At 60.5% G+C, this 17,152-nt stretch carries 17 protein-coding genes and 1 pseudogene; 1 reads left to right on the top strand and 17 read right to left on the bottom strand.

Going from position 1 to position 17,152, the window contains the following annotated elements; genetic code table 11:
• From SOM61_RS26535 to SOM61_RS14255, 16 genes and pseudogenes are all read right to left on the bottom strand, one after another.
• Positions 1-116: pseudogene (locus tag SOM61_RS26535) on the bottom strand (IS1595 family transposase); the annotation flags it as partial.
• Between the two features lie 140 nt (positions 117-256).
• Positions 257-679 carry a F0F1 ATP synthase subunit epsilon gene (locus SOM61_RS14325; protein WP_123068514.1) on the bottom strand — a complete coding sequence of 141 codons (423 nt, stop codon included), beginning with the start codon at positions 677-679 and terminating at the stop codon, positions 257-259.
• A 31-nt stretch (positions 680-710) separates the two neighbouring features.
• Positions 711-2,114, bottom strand: coding sequence for a F0F1 ATP synthase subunit beta (atpD, locus tag SOM61_RS14320; protein WP_123068513.1), 1,404 nt, complete (start codon positions 2,112-2,114; stop codon positions 711-713).
• 57 nt (positions 2,115-2,171) lie between these two features.
• Positions 2,172-3,047: a F0F1 ATP synthase subunit gamma gene (gene atpG / locus SOM61_RS14315; protein WP_123068512.1), complete on the bottom strand. Its 876-nt coding sequence runs from the start codon at positions 3,045-3,047 to the stop codon at positions 2,172-2,174.
• Positions 3,048-3,103: 56 nt separating this feature from the next.
• Positions 3,104-4,645, bottom strand: coding sequence for a F0F1 ATP synthase subunit alpha (gene atpA / locus SOM61_RS14310; RefSeq protein ID WP_320468511.1), 1,542 nt, complete (start codon positions 4,643-4,645; stop codon positions 3,104-3,106).
• 68 nt (positions 4,646-4,713) lie between these two features.
• On the bottom strand, positions 4,714-5,247 hold the full coding sequence (locus SOM61_RS14305) for a F0F1 ATP synthase subunit delta (RefSeq protein WP_123068510.1): 534 nt from the start codon (positions 5,245-5,247) through the stop codon (positions 4,714-4,716).
• Positions 5,248-5,249: 2 nt separating this feature from the next.
• On the bottom strand, positions 5,250-5,720 hold the full coding sequence (locus SOM61_RS14300) for a F0F1 ATP synthase subunit B (RefSeq protein ID WP_123068509.1): 471 nt from the start codon (positions 5,718-5,720) through the stop codon (positions 5,250-5,252).
• 77 nt (positions 5,721-5,797) lie between these two features.
• Complete coding sequence (gene atpE, locus SOM61_RS14295) at positions 5,798-6,043, bottom strand: F0F1 ATP synthase subunit C (protein ID WP_005664041.1); 246 nt, start codon at positions 6,041-6,043, stop codon at positions 5,798-5,800.
• 85 nt (positions 6,044-6,128) lie between these two features.
• Positions 6,129-6,962 carry a F0F1 ATP synthase subunit A gene (gene atpB / locus SOM61_RS14290; protein WP_320474705.1) on the bottom strand — a complete coding sequence of 278 codons (834 nt, stop codon included), beginning with the start codon at positions 6,960-6,962 and terminating at the stop codon, positions 6,129-6,131.
• Between the two features lie 4 nt (positions 6,963-6,966).
• Positions 6,967-7,302, bottom strand: a complete 336-nt coding sequence (locus tag SOM61_RS14285) for an ATP synthase subunit I (protein WP_123068507.1) — start codon at positions 7,300-7,302, stop codon at positions 6,967-6,969.
• 375 nt (positions 7,303-7,677) lie between these two features.
• A complete protein-coding gene (locus SOM61_RS14280; RefSeq protein ID WP_320474704.1) occupies positions 7,678-8,556 on the bottom strand; it encodes a ParB/RepB/Spo0J family partition protein in 879 nt (292 codons plus the stop codon).
• A gap of 23 nt (positions 8,557-8,579) precedes the next feature.
• Positions 8,580-9,350 carry a ParA family protein gene (locus SOM61_RS14275; RefSeq protein ID WP_147934952.1) on the bottom strand — a complete coding sequence of 257 codons (771 nt, stop codon included), beginning with the start codon at positions 9,348-9,350 and terminating at the stop codon, positions 8,580-8,582.
• A gap of 122 nt (positions 9,351-9,472) precedes the next feature.
• Complete coding sequence (gene rsmG / locus SOM61_RS14270) at positions 9,473-10,123, bottom strand: 16S rRNA (guanine(527)-N(7))-methyltransferase RsmG (protein WP_320474703.1); 651 nt, start codon at positions 10,121-10,123, stop codon at positions 9,473-9,475.
• Complete coding sequence (gene mnmG / locus SOM61_RS14265) at positions 10,120-12,051, bottom strand: tRNA uridine-5-carboxymethylaminomethyl(34) synthesis enzyme MnmG (protein ID WP_320474702.1); 1,932 nt, start codon at positions 12,049-12,051, stop codon at positions 10,120-10,122. The genes rsmG and mnmG overlap by 4 nt, the downstream gene beginning before the upstream one ends.
• Positions 12,052-12,260: 209 nt before the next feature.
• Entirely contained in the window at positions 12,261-13,031 is a 771-nt protein-coding gene (locus SOM61_RS14260; RefSeq protein WP_320474701.1) for a sulfite exporter TauE/SafE family protein, read from the bottom strand.
• An 88-nt stretch (positions 13,032-13,119) separates the two neighbouring features.
• On the bottom strand, positions 13,120-13,917 hold the full coding sequence (locus SOM61_RS14255) for an alpha/beta fold hydrolase (RefSeq protein ID WP_320474700.1): 798 nt from the start codon (positions 13,915-13,917) through the stop codon (positions 13,120-13,122).
• Positions 13,918-15,238: 1,321 nt separating this feature from the next.
• On the opposite strand from SOM61_RS14255, the gene SOM61_RS14250 reads away from it, so the two are divergent.
• A complete protein-coding gene (locus SOM61_RS14250; RefSeq protein WP_320474699.1) occupies positions 15,239-16,033 on the top strand; it encodes a 5'-methylthioadenosine/adenosylhomocysteine nucleosidase in 795 nt (264 codons plus the stop codon).
• Here SOM61_RS14250 and ald read toward each other — a convergent pair.
• Entirely contained in the window at positions 16,003-17,118 is a 1,116-nt protein-coding gene (gene ald / locus SOM61_RS14245; protein ID WP_320474698.1) for an alanine dehydrogenase, read from the bottom strand. The genes SOM61_RS14250 and ald overlap by 31 nt on opposite strands.
• Positions 17,119-17,152 lie beyond the last annotated feature (34 nt).

Here is a 17,152-nt window from a genome sequence, read left to right as displayed (position 1 = left end):
GCGACCACCCGGTCGAGCCCGGCTGCCGGATGCAGGGCGGCGAGCACCCGCTGACGCTGCGGCTGGTTCAGCAGCGATAGCTGGGCGAACAGCTTCTCAAAATTCGGCGCTTTCATTGAGCGCTCCCGATCGATGGCGACAGGGATTGGACCGCGGGTCAGCTCAGCAGTTCAATGCTCATCCATATTTAACGAGTACAGCGCCATAAAAAAAGGCAGCCCGCAGGCTGCCCCTTTGATTGCCGAGCTTGTTCAGCTCAACGGCCTTTCGACCGCAGCTTCTGGATCGCCGCCAGCTGCGCGACCGCCGCGGCCATTTCGGCCTGGGCTTTCGCGTAGTCGATGTTCGAATCCTTGTTCAGCATCAGCTCTTCAGCCTGTTTCTTGGCTGCGCTTGCTTTCGCTTCGTCCAGGTCGCCACCGCGGATCGCGGTGTCGGCCAGCACGGTCACGCCGTTCGGCTGCACTTCGAGGATACCGCCGGCTACGAAGACGAACTCTTCGCCGCCGCCGGCCACCTGGATGCGCACCGCGCCCGGACGGATGCGCGTGATCAGCGGGGTGTGCTTCGGGTAGATACCCAGCTCACCCGCTTCACCCGGCAACGCGACGAATTCGGCCTGGCCGGAGAAGATCTGCTCTTCGGCCGAGACTACGTCAACGAGAAATGTGTTTGCCATGTGTGTCCTTCAGTTAGACGAAGAAGCCGACTTAGGCAGCCAGTTTCTTGGCTTTCTCGATAGCCTCTTCGATCGTGCCGACCATGTAGAACGCTTGCTCCGGCAGGTGATCCAGTTCGCCCGATGCGATCATCTTGAAGCCCTTGATCGTGTCTTTCAGCGAAACGTATTTGCCTGGTGCGCCGGTGAAGACTTCAGCGACGTGGAACGGCTGCGACAGGAAACGCTGCATCTTGCGAGCGCGTGCGACGACCAGCTTGTCTTCTGGCGCCAGTTCGTCCATGCCCAGAATCGCGATGATGTCACGCAGTTCCTTGTAGCGCTGCAGGGTGTTCTGCACGGCGCGCGCGGTGGCGTAGTGCTCTTCACCGACGACCAGCGGATCCAGCTGGCGCGAGGTCGAATCGAGTGGATCGACCGCAGGGTAGATACCCAGCGAAGCGATGTCACGCGACAGAACGACGGTCGAGTCCAGGTGGGCGAAGGTGGTCGCTGGCGACGGGTCGGTCAAGTCATCCGCAGGGACGTAGACGGCCTGGATCGAGGTGATCGAACCGGTCTTGGTCGAGGTGATGCGCTCTTGCAGGCGGCCCATCTCTTCGGCCAGGGTAGGCTGGTAGCCCACTGCCGATGGCATACGGCCCAGCAGTGCCGAGACTTCGGTACCGGCCAGGGTGTAGCGGTAGATGTTGTCGACGAAGAACAGGACGTCCTTGCCTTCATCACGGAACGCTTCAGCCATGGTTAGGCCGGTCAGCGCGACGCGCAGACGGTTGCCTGGTGGTTCGTTCATCTGACCGTAGACCATTGCCACTTTCGAGTTGGCAGGGTTTTCCAGGTCGACGACTTTCGCATCGGCCATCTCGTGGTAGAAGTCGTTACCTTCACGGGTACGCTCACCCACGCCGGCGAACACGGACAGACCCGAGTGTGCCTTGGCGATGTTGTTAATCAGTTCCATCATGTTGACGGTCTTGCCGACGCCGGCGCCGCCGAACAGGCCGACTTTACCGCCTTTGGCGAACGGGCAGACCAGGTCGATAACCTTGATGCCGGTTTCCAGCAGGTCGGTCGATGGCGACAGTTCGTCGTAGGCCGGCGCATCACGGTGGATCGACGCCATGCGCTCGTGGCTGACCGGACCGCATTCGTCGATCGGGTTGCCCAGCACGTCCATGATGCGGCCCAGGGTCGGGGTGCCGACCGGGACCATGATTGGATTGCCGGTATTCTGGATGATCATGCCACGACGCATGCCGTCCGAGCTGCCCAGCGCAATGGTACGGACAATGCCGTCGCCCAGCTGCTGTTGCACTTCGAGGGTCAGGTCGGAGCCTTCCATTTTCAGTGCGTCGTACACTTTCGGCATGGCGTTACGTGGGAATTCCACGTCAACCACTGCGCCGATACACTGAACGATTTTGCCATCAGCCATGTTCGTTCCTTCAGATATATAGTTAAATTCTTTTAGCTTGATCGCGGGGTGCAGCCGTTAGACGGCAGCGGCCCCAGAGACGATCTCGGAGAGTTCTTTGGTAATCGCAGCCTGGCGGGTCTTGTTGTAGACCAGTTTCAGGTCGCTGATGACACTGCCGGCGTTATCGCTCGCGGCCTTCATCGCGACCATGCGCGCCGATTGCTCGGACGCCAGGTTTTCTGCCACCGCCTGGTACACCAGCGCTTCCACGTAACGCACCAGCAGCTCGTCGATGACGACCTGTGCTTCCGGTTCGTAGATGTAGTCCCAGCCGTGGGCGCCGGAGTCGGCCACCAAAGCTTTCGCTGGGAGCGGGAGCAACTGCTCGACCATTGCTTCCTGCTTCATCGTGTTGATGAACTTGGTGTAGCACAGGTAGACAGCATCGAGCTTGCCTTCCTGGTACGCGTCCAGCATCACTTTGACCGGTCCGATCAGCTTGTCCAGTTGCGGGGCATCGCCCAGCTGGGTCGCTTGCGACACCAGCTTCATGCCGACGCGGTTCAGGAAGCCCAGGCCCTTGTTGCCGATGGCGACTGCCTCGACACGGTTGCCCGCTTGTTCCTGCTCACGCGCCTTCTGCGTTACCTGGCGCAGGATGTTGGTGTTCATGCCGCCGCACAGACCCTTGTCGGTCGTGATGACGATGAAACCCACTGCCTTTGCCGACACACCCTTGGCTTGCGCCATGAATGCGTGCGTGTACTCCGGGTTTGCGCCCGCCAGGTTGGCGGTGATATTACGAACCTTGTCACTGTAGGGACGGGCGGCGCGCATGCGATCCTGCGCCTTGCGCATTTTCGATGCGGCGACCATTTCCATCGCCTTGGTGATCTTCTTCGTATTCTCTACGCTCTTGATCTTGCCACGAATCTCTTTGCCTGCTGCCATGAGTCCTTACTCCTTCCGGGCACCGGCGCCGCCCGCAGGCGGCGCCGGTCCATCAATTAATATGCGCCGGATTTCTTGAAATCAGCAACAGCGGCGGCCAGCAGTGCTTCGCTGTCCTTGTCCAGTTGCTTGGTTTCGTCGATCTTCGACAGCAGGGCAGCGTGACCCGACTTCAGGAAGGCGTGCAGGCCGTGTTCGAATGGCAGCACTTTCTTGACTTCGATATCGTCCAGGTAGCCCTTGTTGACGGCGAACAGCGATGCGGCCATCAGCGAGGTCGACAGTGGCGAGAACTGCGGCTGCTTCAGCAGTTCAGTCACGCGCGCGCCGCGGTCCAGCTGCTTGCGGGTCGATTCGTCCAGGTCCGATGCGAACTGCGCGAACGCAGCCAGTTCACGGTACTGTGCCAGGTCGGTACGGATACCGCCCGACAGGCCCTTGATGACCTTGGTCTGGGCAGCGCCACCGACGCGCGACACCGAGATACCGGCGTTGATCGCAGGACGGATACCGGCGTTGAACAGCGAGGTCTCCAGGAAGATCTGGCCGTCGGTAATCGAAATCACGTTGGTCGGCACGAAGGCCGAGACGTCGCCAGCTTGGGTTTCGATGATCGGCAGTGCGGTCAGCGAACCGGTCTTGCCGGTGACGGCGCCGTTGGTGAACTTCTCGACGTAGTCGGCGTTCACGCGGGCTGCGCGCTCGAGCAGACGGCTGTGCAGGTAGAACACGTCGCCTGGATATGCTTCGCGGCCTGGTGGGCGGCGCAGCAGCAGGGAAATCTGACGGTAGGCAACTGCTTGCTTCGACAGGTCATCGTACACGATCAGTGCGTCTTCGCCGCGGTCGCGGAAGTATTCGCCCATCGCGCAGCCCGAGTAGGCCGAGATGTACTGCATGGCGGCCGATTCCGACGCCGATGCTGCCACGACGATGGTGTATTCCATCGCGCCGTGGGTTTCCAGCGAGCGCACGATGTTCTTGATGGTCGATGCTTTTTGACCGATCGCGACGTACACGCAGGTAACGCCTTGACCTTTCTGGTTGATGATCGCGTCGACAGCGACAGCCGATTTACCGGTCTGGCGGTCGCCAATGATCAGCTCACGCTGGCCACGGCCGATCGGCACCATCGCGTCGATCGACTTGATGCCGGTCTGCATAGGCTGCGACACCGATTCGCGGGCGATGACGCCTGGCGCGATCTTTTCGATCGGGGCGGTCAGCTTGGCATCGATCGGACCTTTGCCGTCGATCGGCTGGCCCAGGGCGTTGACCACGCGGCCACGCAGTTCAGGACCGATCGGCACTTCCAGGATGCGGCCGGTGGTCTTGACGATGTCGCCTTCCGAGATGTGCTCGTAAGCACCCAGGATGACCGAACCGACCGAGTCGCGCTCGAGGTTCATCGCCAGGCCAAAGGTGTTGCCTGGGAATTCCAGCATCTCGCCCTGCATCACGTCCGACAGACCGTGGATGCGGCAGATACCGTCGGCGACCGAGATGACGGTGCCCTGGTTGCGGACGTCGGCAGTGGCTTCGAGGCCCTGGATCCGGCTCTTGATCAGCTCGCTGATTTCAGATGGGTTAAGTTGCATGCTAGCTAACTCCAATTATAGTTTCTTGATGCGTAGGGCAAGGGTGAGTCGTCGGCGGTGCGATTGACTCAGGACGCGAGCGCAACGTGCATCCGTTGCAGCTTGGCGCGTACCGAGGTATCGAGCACTTCGTCACCGACGACCACGCGCACACCACCGATCAGCGAGGGATCCACTGTTACCGTTGGGTTCAGCTTGCGGCCAAATTTCTTTTCCAGCGTGGCGGCCAGCTGCGACAGCTGGTCGGCCGAAAGCTCGAACGCGCTGAAGATCGTCGCGTCGGCAGCGCCTTCGCTGGCGTTCTTCAGGAGCGCGAACTGGGCGCTGATTTCCGGCAGCAGGTTGATGCGGCCGTTTTCTGCCAGCATTGCGATGAAATTCTTCGCTTCTGCAGTCAGCGGAGCCTTGACCAGCGACGCAATCGTGTCCGCCAGTTGTGCATGCGTGACGTGCGGGTTGCTGGCGAAGGCCTGCACATCGGAGTTGGCGCCGATCTGGCCCAGTTCCGACGCGATGGCCGACCACGCGTTCAGGTCGCCGGTTTGGGCGACACGGAACAACGCTTCGGCGTAAGGGCGGGCGACGGTTGCGAGTTCTGCCATGATCAGAGCTCGGTCGACAGTTGCGACAGCAGGTCGGCGTGAGCCGCTGCGTTCACTTCACGCTTCAAGATCTGCTCGGCGCCGGCAACCGCGAGGGCTGCAACCTGGCCACGCAGTTCTTCGCGCGCGCGCGTCACTTGCTGCTCGGCGTCTGCCTTGGCGGCAGCGACGATGCGTGCGCCTTCTTCGACGGCGGTTTTCTTCGCTTCTTCGATGATCGCAGCAGCGCGCTTTTCAGCGTCGTTGATGCGCTTCTGGACTTCGTCACGGGCGCCAGCCAGTTCGGTCTGGACGCGCTTTTCGGCGGCAGCCAGGTCAGCCTTGCCGCGGTCGGCAGCGGCCAGGCCACTCGCGATCTTCGCAGCGCGCTCGTCGAGCGCTTTCATCAGCGGCGGCCACACGAATTTCATCGTGAACAGCGCCAGGATGAAGAACACCACGAGCTGTGCAAGCAGGGTTGCATTAAGGTTCACGGTTTTATCCTTCTTACAGAAACACGGATGCCGAACCAGAAACTGGTTCGGCCCTTCAAGACCTCGAGACGCGAGTCTTAGACTGGAACGAACGGGTTAGCGAACGCGAACAGCATTGCGATACCAACGCCGATCAGGAATGCCGCGTCGATCAGACCAGCCAGCAGGAACATCTTGGTCTGCAGGGTGTTCATCAGTTCTGGCTGACGTGCAGAAGCTTCCAGGTATTTACCGCCCATCAGAGCGATACCGATACAAGCGCCGATTGCGCCCAGACCGATGATCAAACCGCAAGCCAGTGCAACAAAAGAAAGGTCAGTCATGTAAAACTCCAAAAGTTAAATTAAAAACTAAATTAAAAACTACAACTTCTTTACAACCACATTCACTCGATGCTTGCGGCTTCGATCAGTGGCCTTCGTGAGCCTGACCGAGGTAAACCAGCGTCAGCATCATGAAAATGAATGCCTGCAGGAGCACGATCAGGATGTGGAAGATCGCCCAGATGGAACCGGCAATCACGTGGCCGATGAAACCGAACATCGTCGCGGTTCCGCCCAGCAGTGCGATCAAGAGGAACAGCAGTTCGCCGGCAAACATGTTACCGAACAGTCGCATACCGAGCGACACCATTTTTGCTGCGTATTCGATGATGTTCAGGAGCAGGTTGAACGGCGCCATCCAGATGCCGAACGGTGCCGAGAACAGCTCGTGGAGCCAGCCGCCGAAGCCCTTGATCTTGATGCCGTAATAGATCATCAGCAGCAGCACGCCCAGCGACATGCCGATCGGACCGTTCAGGTCGGCGGTCGGAACCACACGGTGATACGGGAAGATGTGCTCGACGCCGAAGAATGCGAACAGCCATGCCCACATGTCGACCGGCAGCAAGTCCAGCGCGTTCATCAGGACGATCCAGACGAACACGGTCAGTGCCAGCGGAGCGATGAAGCTGCGGTCGCCGTGCACGATGGTCTTGGCCTGGTCGTCGACCATTTCGAACATCATTTCGACGAATGCCTGGAAACGGCCAGGAACGCCGGCAGTCGCATTGCGCGCGGCGGCCCACATCAACAGGCAGGCGGTCAGGCCCATCGCGATCGACCAGAACATCGTGTCGTAGTGGATGACCGAGAAATCGACCGGTCCCACCTGGTACTGGTTCTTCAGGTGGCCCAGGTGGTGAATGATATATTCTGATGCGGTGGGCGCGTGCGCTGCGCCGTCTACTGGAGTCGCCATGTCGTCATTGCCTAAATAATAAGATGATGTAACTTTTCAGTGCCACGATGATTCCGGCGACCAGTGCCAGCCAGTTTAGATCGTGATACAGCCACGCAGTTGCGCCTAAAAGCGCCAGCGTTAATGCAATCTTTACAAATTCCCAGATGAAAAATGTCGCGGGACTCGCCGTACCCGAAGCGGATGCGGCGAACAAGCGCACTGCCATGATCCCGTTGGGCACGACACAACACAAACCGCCCAGTACCGCCGAAAACATCGCAGCCCATCCCCCCAGTAGTGCGGCGATGAGACCGACGACTACCGTTGCTATCAGCTGCAGGGAAACGATGCGTAGCATATTCTTTTAGCTCTTGCGCTAGCGCATTTTGGACGTACTACGAGGTGATAATTACAAGAATCGCCGGAATTATAAGTGGTTATACGGACGTGAGTCAAACGATTCCACACTTATAACTGGGACGAATATATGGCGAAAATGTGACACGATGCCGGCGGATAGCGCAATATTTTCAGCTACTTAGCCTCAGATCGTGTATAGAGGGGGATGTGACAATTGCGCTGCTTTACGTAGTTACTGCGTGCTTGCTGCGACAGTGACTGCGCTGGTCCGGCCGGCACGAAAGTTGGTAGCGCTAACGCCTCCGAGGTGGCCGGCTATCTCGCCGGCCACCCTGCAACGCCACCTCATTCGAGCAGGTGGCGTCCCTGTTTTTTACGCGCGCAGACGCGCGAGCACACCCTCGAGGATGTCCAGGTCGGCGAAGTCGATGATCATCTGGCCCCTGCCCTTCGTGCCCATCTTGAACAGCACCGGCGTCGCCAGCTTGTCGGACAGTTCTTCTTCCAGCCTGACGATGTCGCCCGGCTTGTCCTTGGCGCGCGCCGACTGGGCCGGAGCGGCCTGCTCTTCGAGCGCGCGCGCAACCAGCTTTTCGGTCTCACGCACCGACAGGCGACGGGCGACGACATGATTGGCCAGCGCGATCTGGTTCGCGCTGTCGACCGCCAGCAAGGCGCGGGCATGGCCCATGTCGATATCCCCTGCCATCAGCATGGTCTGCACCGGCTGCGCCAGGTTGATCAGGCGCAGCAGGTTCGACACCGCGCTGCGCGAACGGCCGACCGCGCCGGCCGCCTGCTCGTGCGTGAAGTTGAAGTCCGAGATCAGGCGCTGGATGCCCTGCGCTTCCTCCAGCGGATTGAGGTCCTCGCGCTGCATGTTCTCGATCAGGGCCATCGCGGCCGCGGCCTGGTCGTCGACGTCGCGCACCAGCACCGGGATCTCTTCCAGTCCCGCCATCTGCGCCGCGCGGAAGCGCCGCTCGCCGGCGATGATCTCGTACGGCGTGCTCGATCCCGCCGGCAGCGGACGCACCAGCACCGGCTGCATGATGCCCTGGGTCTTGATCGAGGCGGCCAGCTCGGACAGGCTCACTTCGTCCATGCGGGTACGCGGTTGATACTTGCCGGCCTGGATCTGGGTGACGGCCAGGACCGAAGGGAGATTGCTTGCGGCGGGCGCGGCGTCCATGTCGCCGCCGAGCAGGGCGTCGAGCCCGCGGCCCAGTCCCTTGAGTTTTTTGGTTGCCATTGTCGTGTCAGCTTTTCTGGTGATTACATGGTCTTGATGCGCTGGACCATTTCCGCGCCAAAGGCGATATACGCCTGCGCGCCTTTCGACGAGGGATCGAAGGTCACGCCCGGGATGCCGTAGGACGGCGCTTCGGCCAAGCGGACGTTGCGCGGGATAATGGTCTTGAACACCTTGTCGCCGAAGTGCTGCTCGAGCTGGTTCGAGACCTGCTGCGACAAGGTCATGCGCGGGTCGAACATCACCCGTAACAGGCCGATGATCTTGAGGTCAGTGTTCAGGTTGGCGTGTACCTTCTTGATCGTGTTGACCAGATCGGACAAACCTTCCAGCGCGTAGTACTCGCACTGCATCGGGATGATCACGCCATGCGCGGCGCACAGGCCGTTGAGCGTGAGCAGCGACAGCGCGGGCGGGCAGTCGACCAGGATGAAGTCGTAGTCGGCGTCGACTGCGGCCAATGCATCCTTCAGGCGGCGCTCGCGGTTCTCGAGCGACACCATCTCGACTTCGGCGCCGGCCAGCTCGCGATTGGCGGGCAACACGTCGAAGCGCCCCGCCTCGGAGCGCACTCGCGCACCGGCAACGTCGGACTCGCCCAGCAGCACCTGGTAGATCGACGACTCGAGCTCGGCCTTGTTGATGCCTGCGCCCATGGTCGCATTTCCCTGCGGGTCAAGGTCGACCAGCAGCACACGCTGGTCCAGTTTAGCCAGGCCTGCCGCCAGGTTGACGGAGGTGGTGGTCTTGCCTACCCCACCCTTCTGGTTCGCTACGCAAAATATCTTCGCCATCTATTCTCTTTCTCGAAAGCGGCTACAAGACGTCATACGGTTCATACCGTACAAACCATTTTAATGATTCATACTGTATAAACGATATAAACGGTTTATACGGTTTGTACAGTTAATATCGTTTATGCGGTTCGCTGGATAAAGACCAGGTGGCGTTCCGCGCCCAGCCTTGGCACCTGCAGGGGCTGCAAATCGATCACTTTCCAGTCTTGCGGCAGCCGCTCGCGTTCCTCGCTCGGCGCCACCCCTTTCAGGGCGATGAATTTGCCGCTCTCTTGCAGCAGGTGTCCCGACCAGTTGACGAAATCGGACAGGTCTGCAAAAGCGCGTGAGGTAATGACGTCGAATTTGTCGCTCACCGCCAGGTCTTGCACCTTCATCGTGTACACGGTGACGTTCGTGAGTCCCAGTTCCGCCTTCACTTGCGTGAGGAAGGCGGTTTTCTTGTGCACGGTGTCGATCATCGCCACTTTCATGTCGGGCCGGGTGATCGCCAGCACGGTGCCTGGCAATCCGCCCCCTGCTCCCACGTCCAGCACATTGCGCGCATCCTTGAATGCCGGCACCGCGGCCAACGAGTCGAGCAGGTGGTGGGTCACCATCTGCACGGGATCGCGCAGCGAGGTCAGGTTGTACACCGCATTCCATTTGTGCATCAGCTGCAGGTAAGCCATCAGTTTGCCCTGCTGTTCTGGCGTTACATCCAGACCCATTTCAGCGATACCGTCAGCCAGCACCTTGGCCAGCGCATCGCGGTCGAACGCATATTTCATTGCGCCGCCTCCGAAGTGGTCGGCGCAAAGCCCGGGACGCCACGCTTTTTCAGGTGCACCAGCAGCAGCGAGATCGCCGCCGGGGTCACGCCCGAGATGCGCGAAGCCTGGCCAAGGGTTTCGGGACGCTGCTTGTCCAGCTTCTGGCGCACCTCGAACGACAGCGCCGCGATCTCCAGGTAGTTCAGGTTCTCGGGCAGCTTCAGGTTTTCGTAATGGTCGTGACGCTCGACTTCGCGCGCCTGGCGATCGATATAGCCGGAATACTTCAGCTGGATCTCCACCTGTTCTTTCACTGCCGGGTCTTCGACGCCAGGACCGGCCAGTGGCTGGCCCTCATTACCTTGCATCGTCATGAGGGTGTCGTACTCGACGCCCGGTCTTCTCAGCAGGTCGGCCAGGTTGTATTCGCGCTCGAGCGCCTGCCCCACCACGCGTTCCGATTCGACCGCAGCCAGGATTCGCGGGTTGACCCAGGTCGCTTTCAGTCGCTCCAGCTCGCGGGCGACGGATTCGCGCTTGGTCTCGAAGGCTTGCCAGCGCGCGTCGTCGACGATGCCCAGCTGGCGGCCGATCTCGGTCAGGCGCATGTCGGCGTTGTCTTCGCGCAGCGACAGGCGGTACTCGGCGCGGCTGGTGAACATGCGGTATGGCTCGGCCACGCCTTGGGTGGTGAGGTCATCGACCAGCACGCCGAGATAGGCTTCGGAGCGGCCCGGCGTCCAGGTGTCCTTGCCCTGGGTTTGCAGCGCGGCGTTCAGGCCGGCCAGCAGCCCCTGGGCCGCGGCTTCTTCGTAGCCGGTGGTGCCGTTGATCTGGCCGGCGAAGAACAGGCCCTTGATCGACTTGGTCTCGAGCGAGGCCTTCAGGCCGCGCGGGTCAAAGTAATCGTATTCGATCGCATAGCCGGGACGCAGGATGAAGGCGTTTTCCATGCCGCGCATCGAGCGCACCAGCTCCAGCTGGACGTCGAACGGCAGGCTGGTCGAGATCCCGTTCGGGTAGAACTCGTTGGTGGTCAGGCCTTCTGGCTCCAGGAAGATCTGGTGCGATTCCTTCGAGGCGAAACGATGGATCTTGTCTTCGATCGATGGGCAGTAGCGCGGGCCAACGCCTTCGATCACGCCGGTATACATCGGGCTGCGATCCAGGCCGGCGCGGATGATGTCGTGGGTGCGCTCATTGGTATGCGTCACCCAGCACGGCACCTGGCGGGGATGCATCGCCACATTGCCCATGTACGAGAACACCGGCACCGGATCGAGGTCGCCCGGCTGTTCGGCCAGCACCGAGAAGTCGATGCTGCGGCCATCGATGCGTGGCGGCGTGCCCGTCTTGAGGCGACCCTGCGGCAGTTTCAGTTCCTTCAGGCGCGCCGACAGCGAGGTCGCTGGCGGATCGCCCGCGCGGCCGCCCGAATAGTTCTGCAGGCCGACGTGAATCTTCCCGTCCAGGAAAGTACCGGCGGTGAGCACCACGGCGCGGGCACGGAACTTCAGGCCGACCTGGGTGACGGCGCCGACCACGCGGTCGCCCTCCACCATCAAGTCGTCGACCGCCTGCTGGAACAGCCACAGGTTCGGCTGGTTTTCCAGGCGCGAGCGGATCGCGGCCTTGTACAGGACGCGGTCGGCCTGGGCGCGGGTGGCGCGCACGGCCGGGCCCTTGGACGAATTCAGAATGCGGAACTGGATGCCCGCCTCGTCGGTAGCGATGGCCATGGCGCCGCCGAGGGCGTCGACTTCCTTGACCAGGTGACCCTTGCCGATGCCGCCAATCGACGGATTGCAAGACATGGCGCCAAGGGTTTCGATATTGTGGGTCAGCAGCAGGGTCTTTTGACCGGTGCGCGCGGACGCAAGTGCGGCTTCGGTTCCGGCATGGCCGCCGCCGACGACGATGACGTCGAATTCAGTAGGAAATAGCATGATGGGGTGTGGAGCGAGGGGACTAATGCGCGATTATAGATTCTTTTTTCCTGCTGGACTCTGCATGGGTCCGAAAACGACAGATTTTGTTTCACGTGAAACCTTACTCTTCAGTTCTTGCCTCTGTGTTTCACGTGGAACACCAGGTAATAAAAAAGCCGGGTTGCGAACCCGGCCCGATGTGACCCTATGTTTCACGTGGAACAGCCTTACCAGCCCAGCTTTGTGAACGAGTCGTAGGCTGTCTTTACAATCAGCGCCGAGACAACGAACAGGAATAATTTGCGCACGAAACCACTGCCATGCTTCAGCGCAAGTCTGGTGCCGATCACCGCGCCGATGATCTGACATCCCGCCATCAGCAAGCCCAGCTGCCACAGCAAGTGACCGCTGTAGCCGAACCACATCAGCGCCGACAGATTGCAGGCGACGTTGACGACCTTGGCCGCGGCCGAGGCGCTCAGGAAGTCGAAGCCGAAAAAGCGCACGAACAGGAACAGCAGGAAGCTGCCGGTGCCCGGCCCAAAGAAGCCATCATAGAAACCGATGGCGGCGCCGATGCCGATGGCCCAATAGCGCTCAGCCATCCCGCTGTGCAGCGGCGCGTGTACTGCCCCGAGATCCTTTTTCATGAAGGTATAGACGGCAACCGCGACCAGGACAAACGGCAGCAGCGCGCGCACGAAATCGGCCGGCACCTGCGTCACGGTCCAGGCGCCGACGAAAGACAAGGCGAACGCAGCGATGGCGGCCGGCGCCGCGGTGCTCCACGCAACCCGTACCCGACGGGCGTAACTGACGGCGGCCGAACCGGTGCCAAAGATCGCTGCGAGTTTATTGGTGCCGAGGATGGTTGCCGGCGCTTCTCTTGGCAACAGGGAGAACATCGCGGGAAGCTGGATCAGGCCGCCGCCACCGACAACGGCGTCGACCAGGCCGGCGGCAAAAGCGGCGCCGCCGAGCCACACTACATCGATCATGGGAGACTTTCAGGGGAAGTGCAGAGCCGATATTTTACGGCAAGCAAGCCGTACTGACACGGCGCCAGCCGGCCCTTCCCCGTGGAACTTATTCCGGTGTGACGGCCGCCGGCGATCGTGCGAAATCGATGAGCAAGCCATTGAGCCGCTCGGCGCCCGACAGCTGCAGCCAATGGCCGACGCCGTCGATGCGGGCATACTCGAAACCGGCGCGGCATTGTTCGCGCGAGTCCAGCATTTGCTGTTCGCGCAGCGCGGGATCGTGCTCGCTCCAGACGCCCAGCACCGGCACGTCGACCGGCTTCCACCGCTTGCCGCGCGAACCCTTGAGATTGGCGCGGTAATAATTCAGGGCTGCGGTCAGCCGGCCCTGCGGCGCCAGCGCATCGATCCAGAGTTGCTGCTGTTCGCGGCTGCGGTTCATCGCGCGTAGCGCGGCCCAATTACCTGCCTTCAACAGCGTTTCGGCCAGGACCGGCGTCATGAACACGGCCATGTACCAGAAGCGCAGTTTTTGCGTGAGACTTGACTTGGCCAGCGCCTTGGGATGGCCAACCGACAGCGCCGCGTAGCGGCTGACGCGTTGCGGCGCGTGCATGGCCAGATTCCAACCGACCTGCGCACCCCAATCGTGGCCGACCACCGTCGCTTCGGCGATGCCCAGCGCATTCATGAGCTGCAGCACGTCATCGGCCACGAAGTCGATTGCGTATGCGCTGACGTCGGCCGGCATATCGGTCTTGCCGTAGCCGCGCAGGTCGGGAGCGATGACCTGGAAACCAGCCGCAGCCAGGGCCGGAATCTGGCGCCGCCAGACCGCATGGGTATCCGGAAAGCCATGCAGGAGCACGACTGCCGGGCCCTCGCCGGCAGTCACGTAATGCATGTTCAAACCATTGACCCTGGCGTACCGCGACACGACGTCCATGCGTTTCCCTGTACCTCAGTTCGATGGGAAACAGCTTACCAGAACGTAAACGCCTGTCCAGACCCCCTCTGTGGATAAGCTACTTGATATCCACAGGTATCGTTTGTGCAGAACTCGACTTTTCTCCACAGGCAAAAATCTTGTCCAGATTTGCCACCAGGCAGTTCGCTCAGCAGTGCACGGAGTTATCCGTGACATAAATGCCTGATTTCGTGTTCTTTAATGGGGTTGTCCACAGAAACTGGCTTCCGTTAACTACTACTATCAATGTTGTATACAGATCTTGGTTGTAAACCTGACGAGCCTTCGAAAAAAAAAAATTTCGGTCGAGTGTGGCAAAACAGGAAAGCAATATCTCGCAAGTCGACGCTGCCAGTTATCTCGAATTCACGCCTGCGCATTTGTAGACCAGGGCCACCATGTCGGGGGGAGAGACAGCCTCTGTGGAAAACCGGATGAATATCCACAGGATGGAATGTGCAGAAACCCCTATCTAGTCCAGATGAGCAATTTCTATCCAACTTTCCTACAACGCCGGCACAGGCGTTTTCCAGCGGGTTAACGCAACCGTAAACCACTGATGTTGTGGAAAAAATCGGGTTTATCCACAGAACGGCAGGCGTTTACTATTACTATCATTTTGTATACAAGCCTTTAACTAAAACAAAATGAGAAAACGCCGCTGCCGCGGGCTCCGGCCGCCCTGAGGCTGCAAAACCATCAAAGTCGTGCAGAAAAAAAACCGTCGTACGCACAAGGCCCTGGTCATGGCAAACGCACCGACTCACCCGAACTGCAGGCCAGACAGTAAAAGCGTTGTCAGCAATGCCTGCTAAACAGCCACAACACGGATCCGCCTGTGGAAAAGCCGCTGCATATCCACAGCATCAGATGTGCAGAACAGGGGCTTTTTCACGAAGCCGATTTGTTGTCCAAGAACCGTGCAAGACGAACGCAAGCTTTTTCCAACGCGTAAACGACGTCGTAAACCATTGATACTGTGGAGTAAACACGCCTTATCCACAGAGAACCTCGCGTTTACCTACTACTATCAACCTTGTATACATATCTCTTAATTAAATAAGCAAACACTGCTCAAGCAAAAAAAGGGCGTCGTCCAGAACAGGTCGTTCACCACTTCCAGCCAGAACCACAATCGTTGCAATTCAAGGACTGAATGCGATGGAAGCTGTGTACAATCCGTCCCTTATGCACAGTTGCCGATCTGAATCGCGAGTACCGTGCAAACGTCTCTACACACTTATCCATCCAGAAAAACATGCGTCTAGGGATCATCAGCGCTTTGCACGAAGAACAGGCAGGGCTCGTGGAAGCCATGAGAGGACCCGCCAAGCTCATCCACGGCAAGCGCGAGTTCTGGGTCGGGCGACTGTGGGAAATCGACGCTGTGTGCGTTCTATCGCGTATTGGCAAGGTTGCTGCCGCCATGACTGCGACAACGCTTGTGGAAAAGTTCGGAGTTACGCACATCCTCTTCACGGGTGTTGCCGGTGCGGGGGATAAAACAATCCGTGTGGGCGACATCGTGGTGGCCGAATCGCTGGTCCAGCACGATATGGATGCCAGCCCCTTGTTTCCGCGTTTCGAAGTGCCGCTCACGGGCCAGACGCACTTCCAGCCAGACCAGCAGCTGTCGCTACGCCTGTCCAGCGCCGCCCACGCCTTCCTGGAATGCGACTTCGAAGAGACGATTTCCGAGACCGAGAGACAGGCATTCGGCCTCGCACAGCCACGCGTGCATCGCGGCCTGATCGCCAGCGGCGACCAGTTCGTCAATGACCGCCTGCGCATCGAGGCGCTCAATGGCGCCCTGCCCGGGCTGGTGGCGGTGGAAATGGAAGGCGCCGCGGTGGCGCAGGTGTGTCACGAACTGGACGTGCCGTTCGCCGTCATCCGCGCGGTATCGGACAATGCCAATGAAAACGCGGCCCACGACTTCATGCGCTTCGTGAAGTCGGTGGCCGCGCAATATGCTTTCCACATCACCCGGCGCTTGTGCCGGCATCTGGTGGAAACGCCGCTTCAGCCTAGGAGCGATTCGGCCGGGATGTAGTCGTAGCCCAGGGCCTGGGCTACCGCCTCGAAGGTGACCTTGCCCTGGCAGACGTTCAGGCCATGACGCAGGTGGACGTCGTCCGCCAGTGCGCGCCGCCAGCCCTTGTTCGCCAGCGCCAGAGCATGGCCGATGGTGGCGTTGTTCAGGGCGAAGGTCGAGGTGCGCGCCACGGCGCCCGGCATGTTCGCGACGCAGTAGTGGACCACGCCATCGACCAGAAAGGTCGGATCGGCGTGTGTCGTTGGGTGCGAGGTCTCGAAACAGCCGCCCTGGTCGATGGCCACGTCGACGACCACCGCGCCCTTCTTCATGCGAGACACCATATCGCGCGTGACCAGTTTCGGCGCCGCCGCGCCCGGCACCAGCACGCCGCCGATCACCAGATCGGCGTTCACGACCGCTTCCTCGAGCGCATGGGCAGTGGAATACAAGGTAGAGATGCGGTTGCCGAATACCAGGTCGAGCTGGCGTAGCCGGTCGACGTTCTTGTCGAGCACCGTGACGCGGGCGCCGGTGCCAACGGCCATCTGCAGCGCATTGGCGCCGACCACGCCGGCGCCGATGATGACGACGTGGCCGGACGCCACGCCAGGCACGCCGCCCAGCAGCAGGCCCATGCCGCCCCGGGATTTTTCCAGATGGGCGGCCCCGGCCTGGATCGCCATGCGGCCCGCGACTTCGCTCATCGGCGCAAGCAAGGGCAAGCCGCCGCCCGGGCCGGTGATCGTTTCGTAGGCAATGCAGATGGCGCCCGATTTGACCAGGGCCGCGGTTTGCTCCGGATCCGGAGCCAGGTGGAGGTAGGTGTAGAGGATTTGGCCTTCGCGCAGCATCGCGCATTCGGCTGGTTGCGGCTCCTTGACCTTGACGATCATGTCGGCGCGCGAGAAGACTTCATGGGCGCTGTCGGCGATGGTGGCGCCGGCCGCGATGTAGTGGGCGTCACTCAGGCCGATCTCGCTGCCAGCGCCTTGCTGGACGATCACCTGATGGCCGCGCGTAATCAGTTCGTGGACGGACGGCGGCGTGAGGCCGACGCGGTATTCGTGGTTCTTGATTTCCTTTGGAACGCCTACAAGCATGGTTGTCTCCTGTTGTGGGTATGTTCTTGCTGGT

Source organism: Massilia sp. CFBP9012 (assembly GCF_034045115.1).
In the GTDB taxonomy this organism is placed as follows: domain Bacteria; phylum Pseudomonadota; class Gammaproteobacteria; order Burkholderiales; family Burkholderiaceae_D; genus Telluria.
This window is presented reverse-complemented; position numbering and strand designations above follow the sequence as displayed.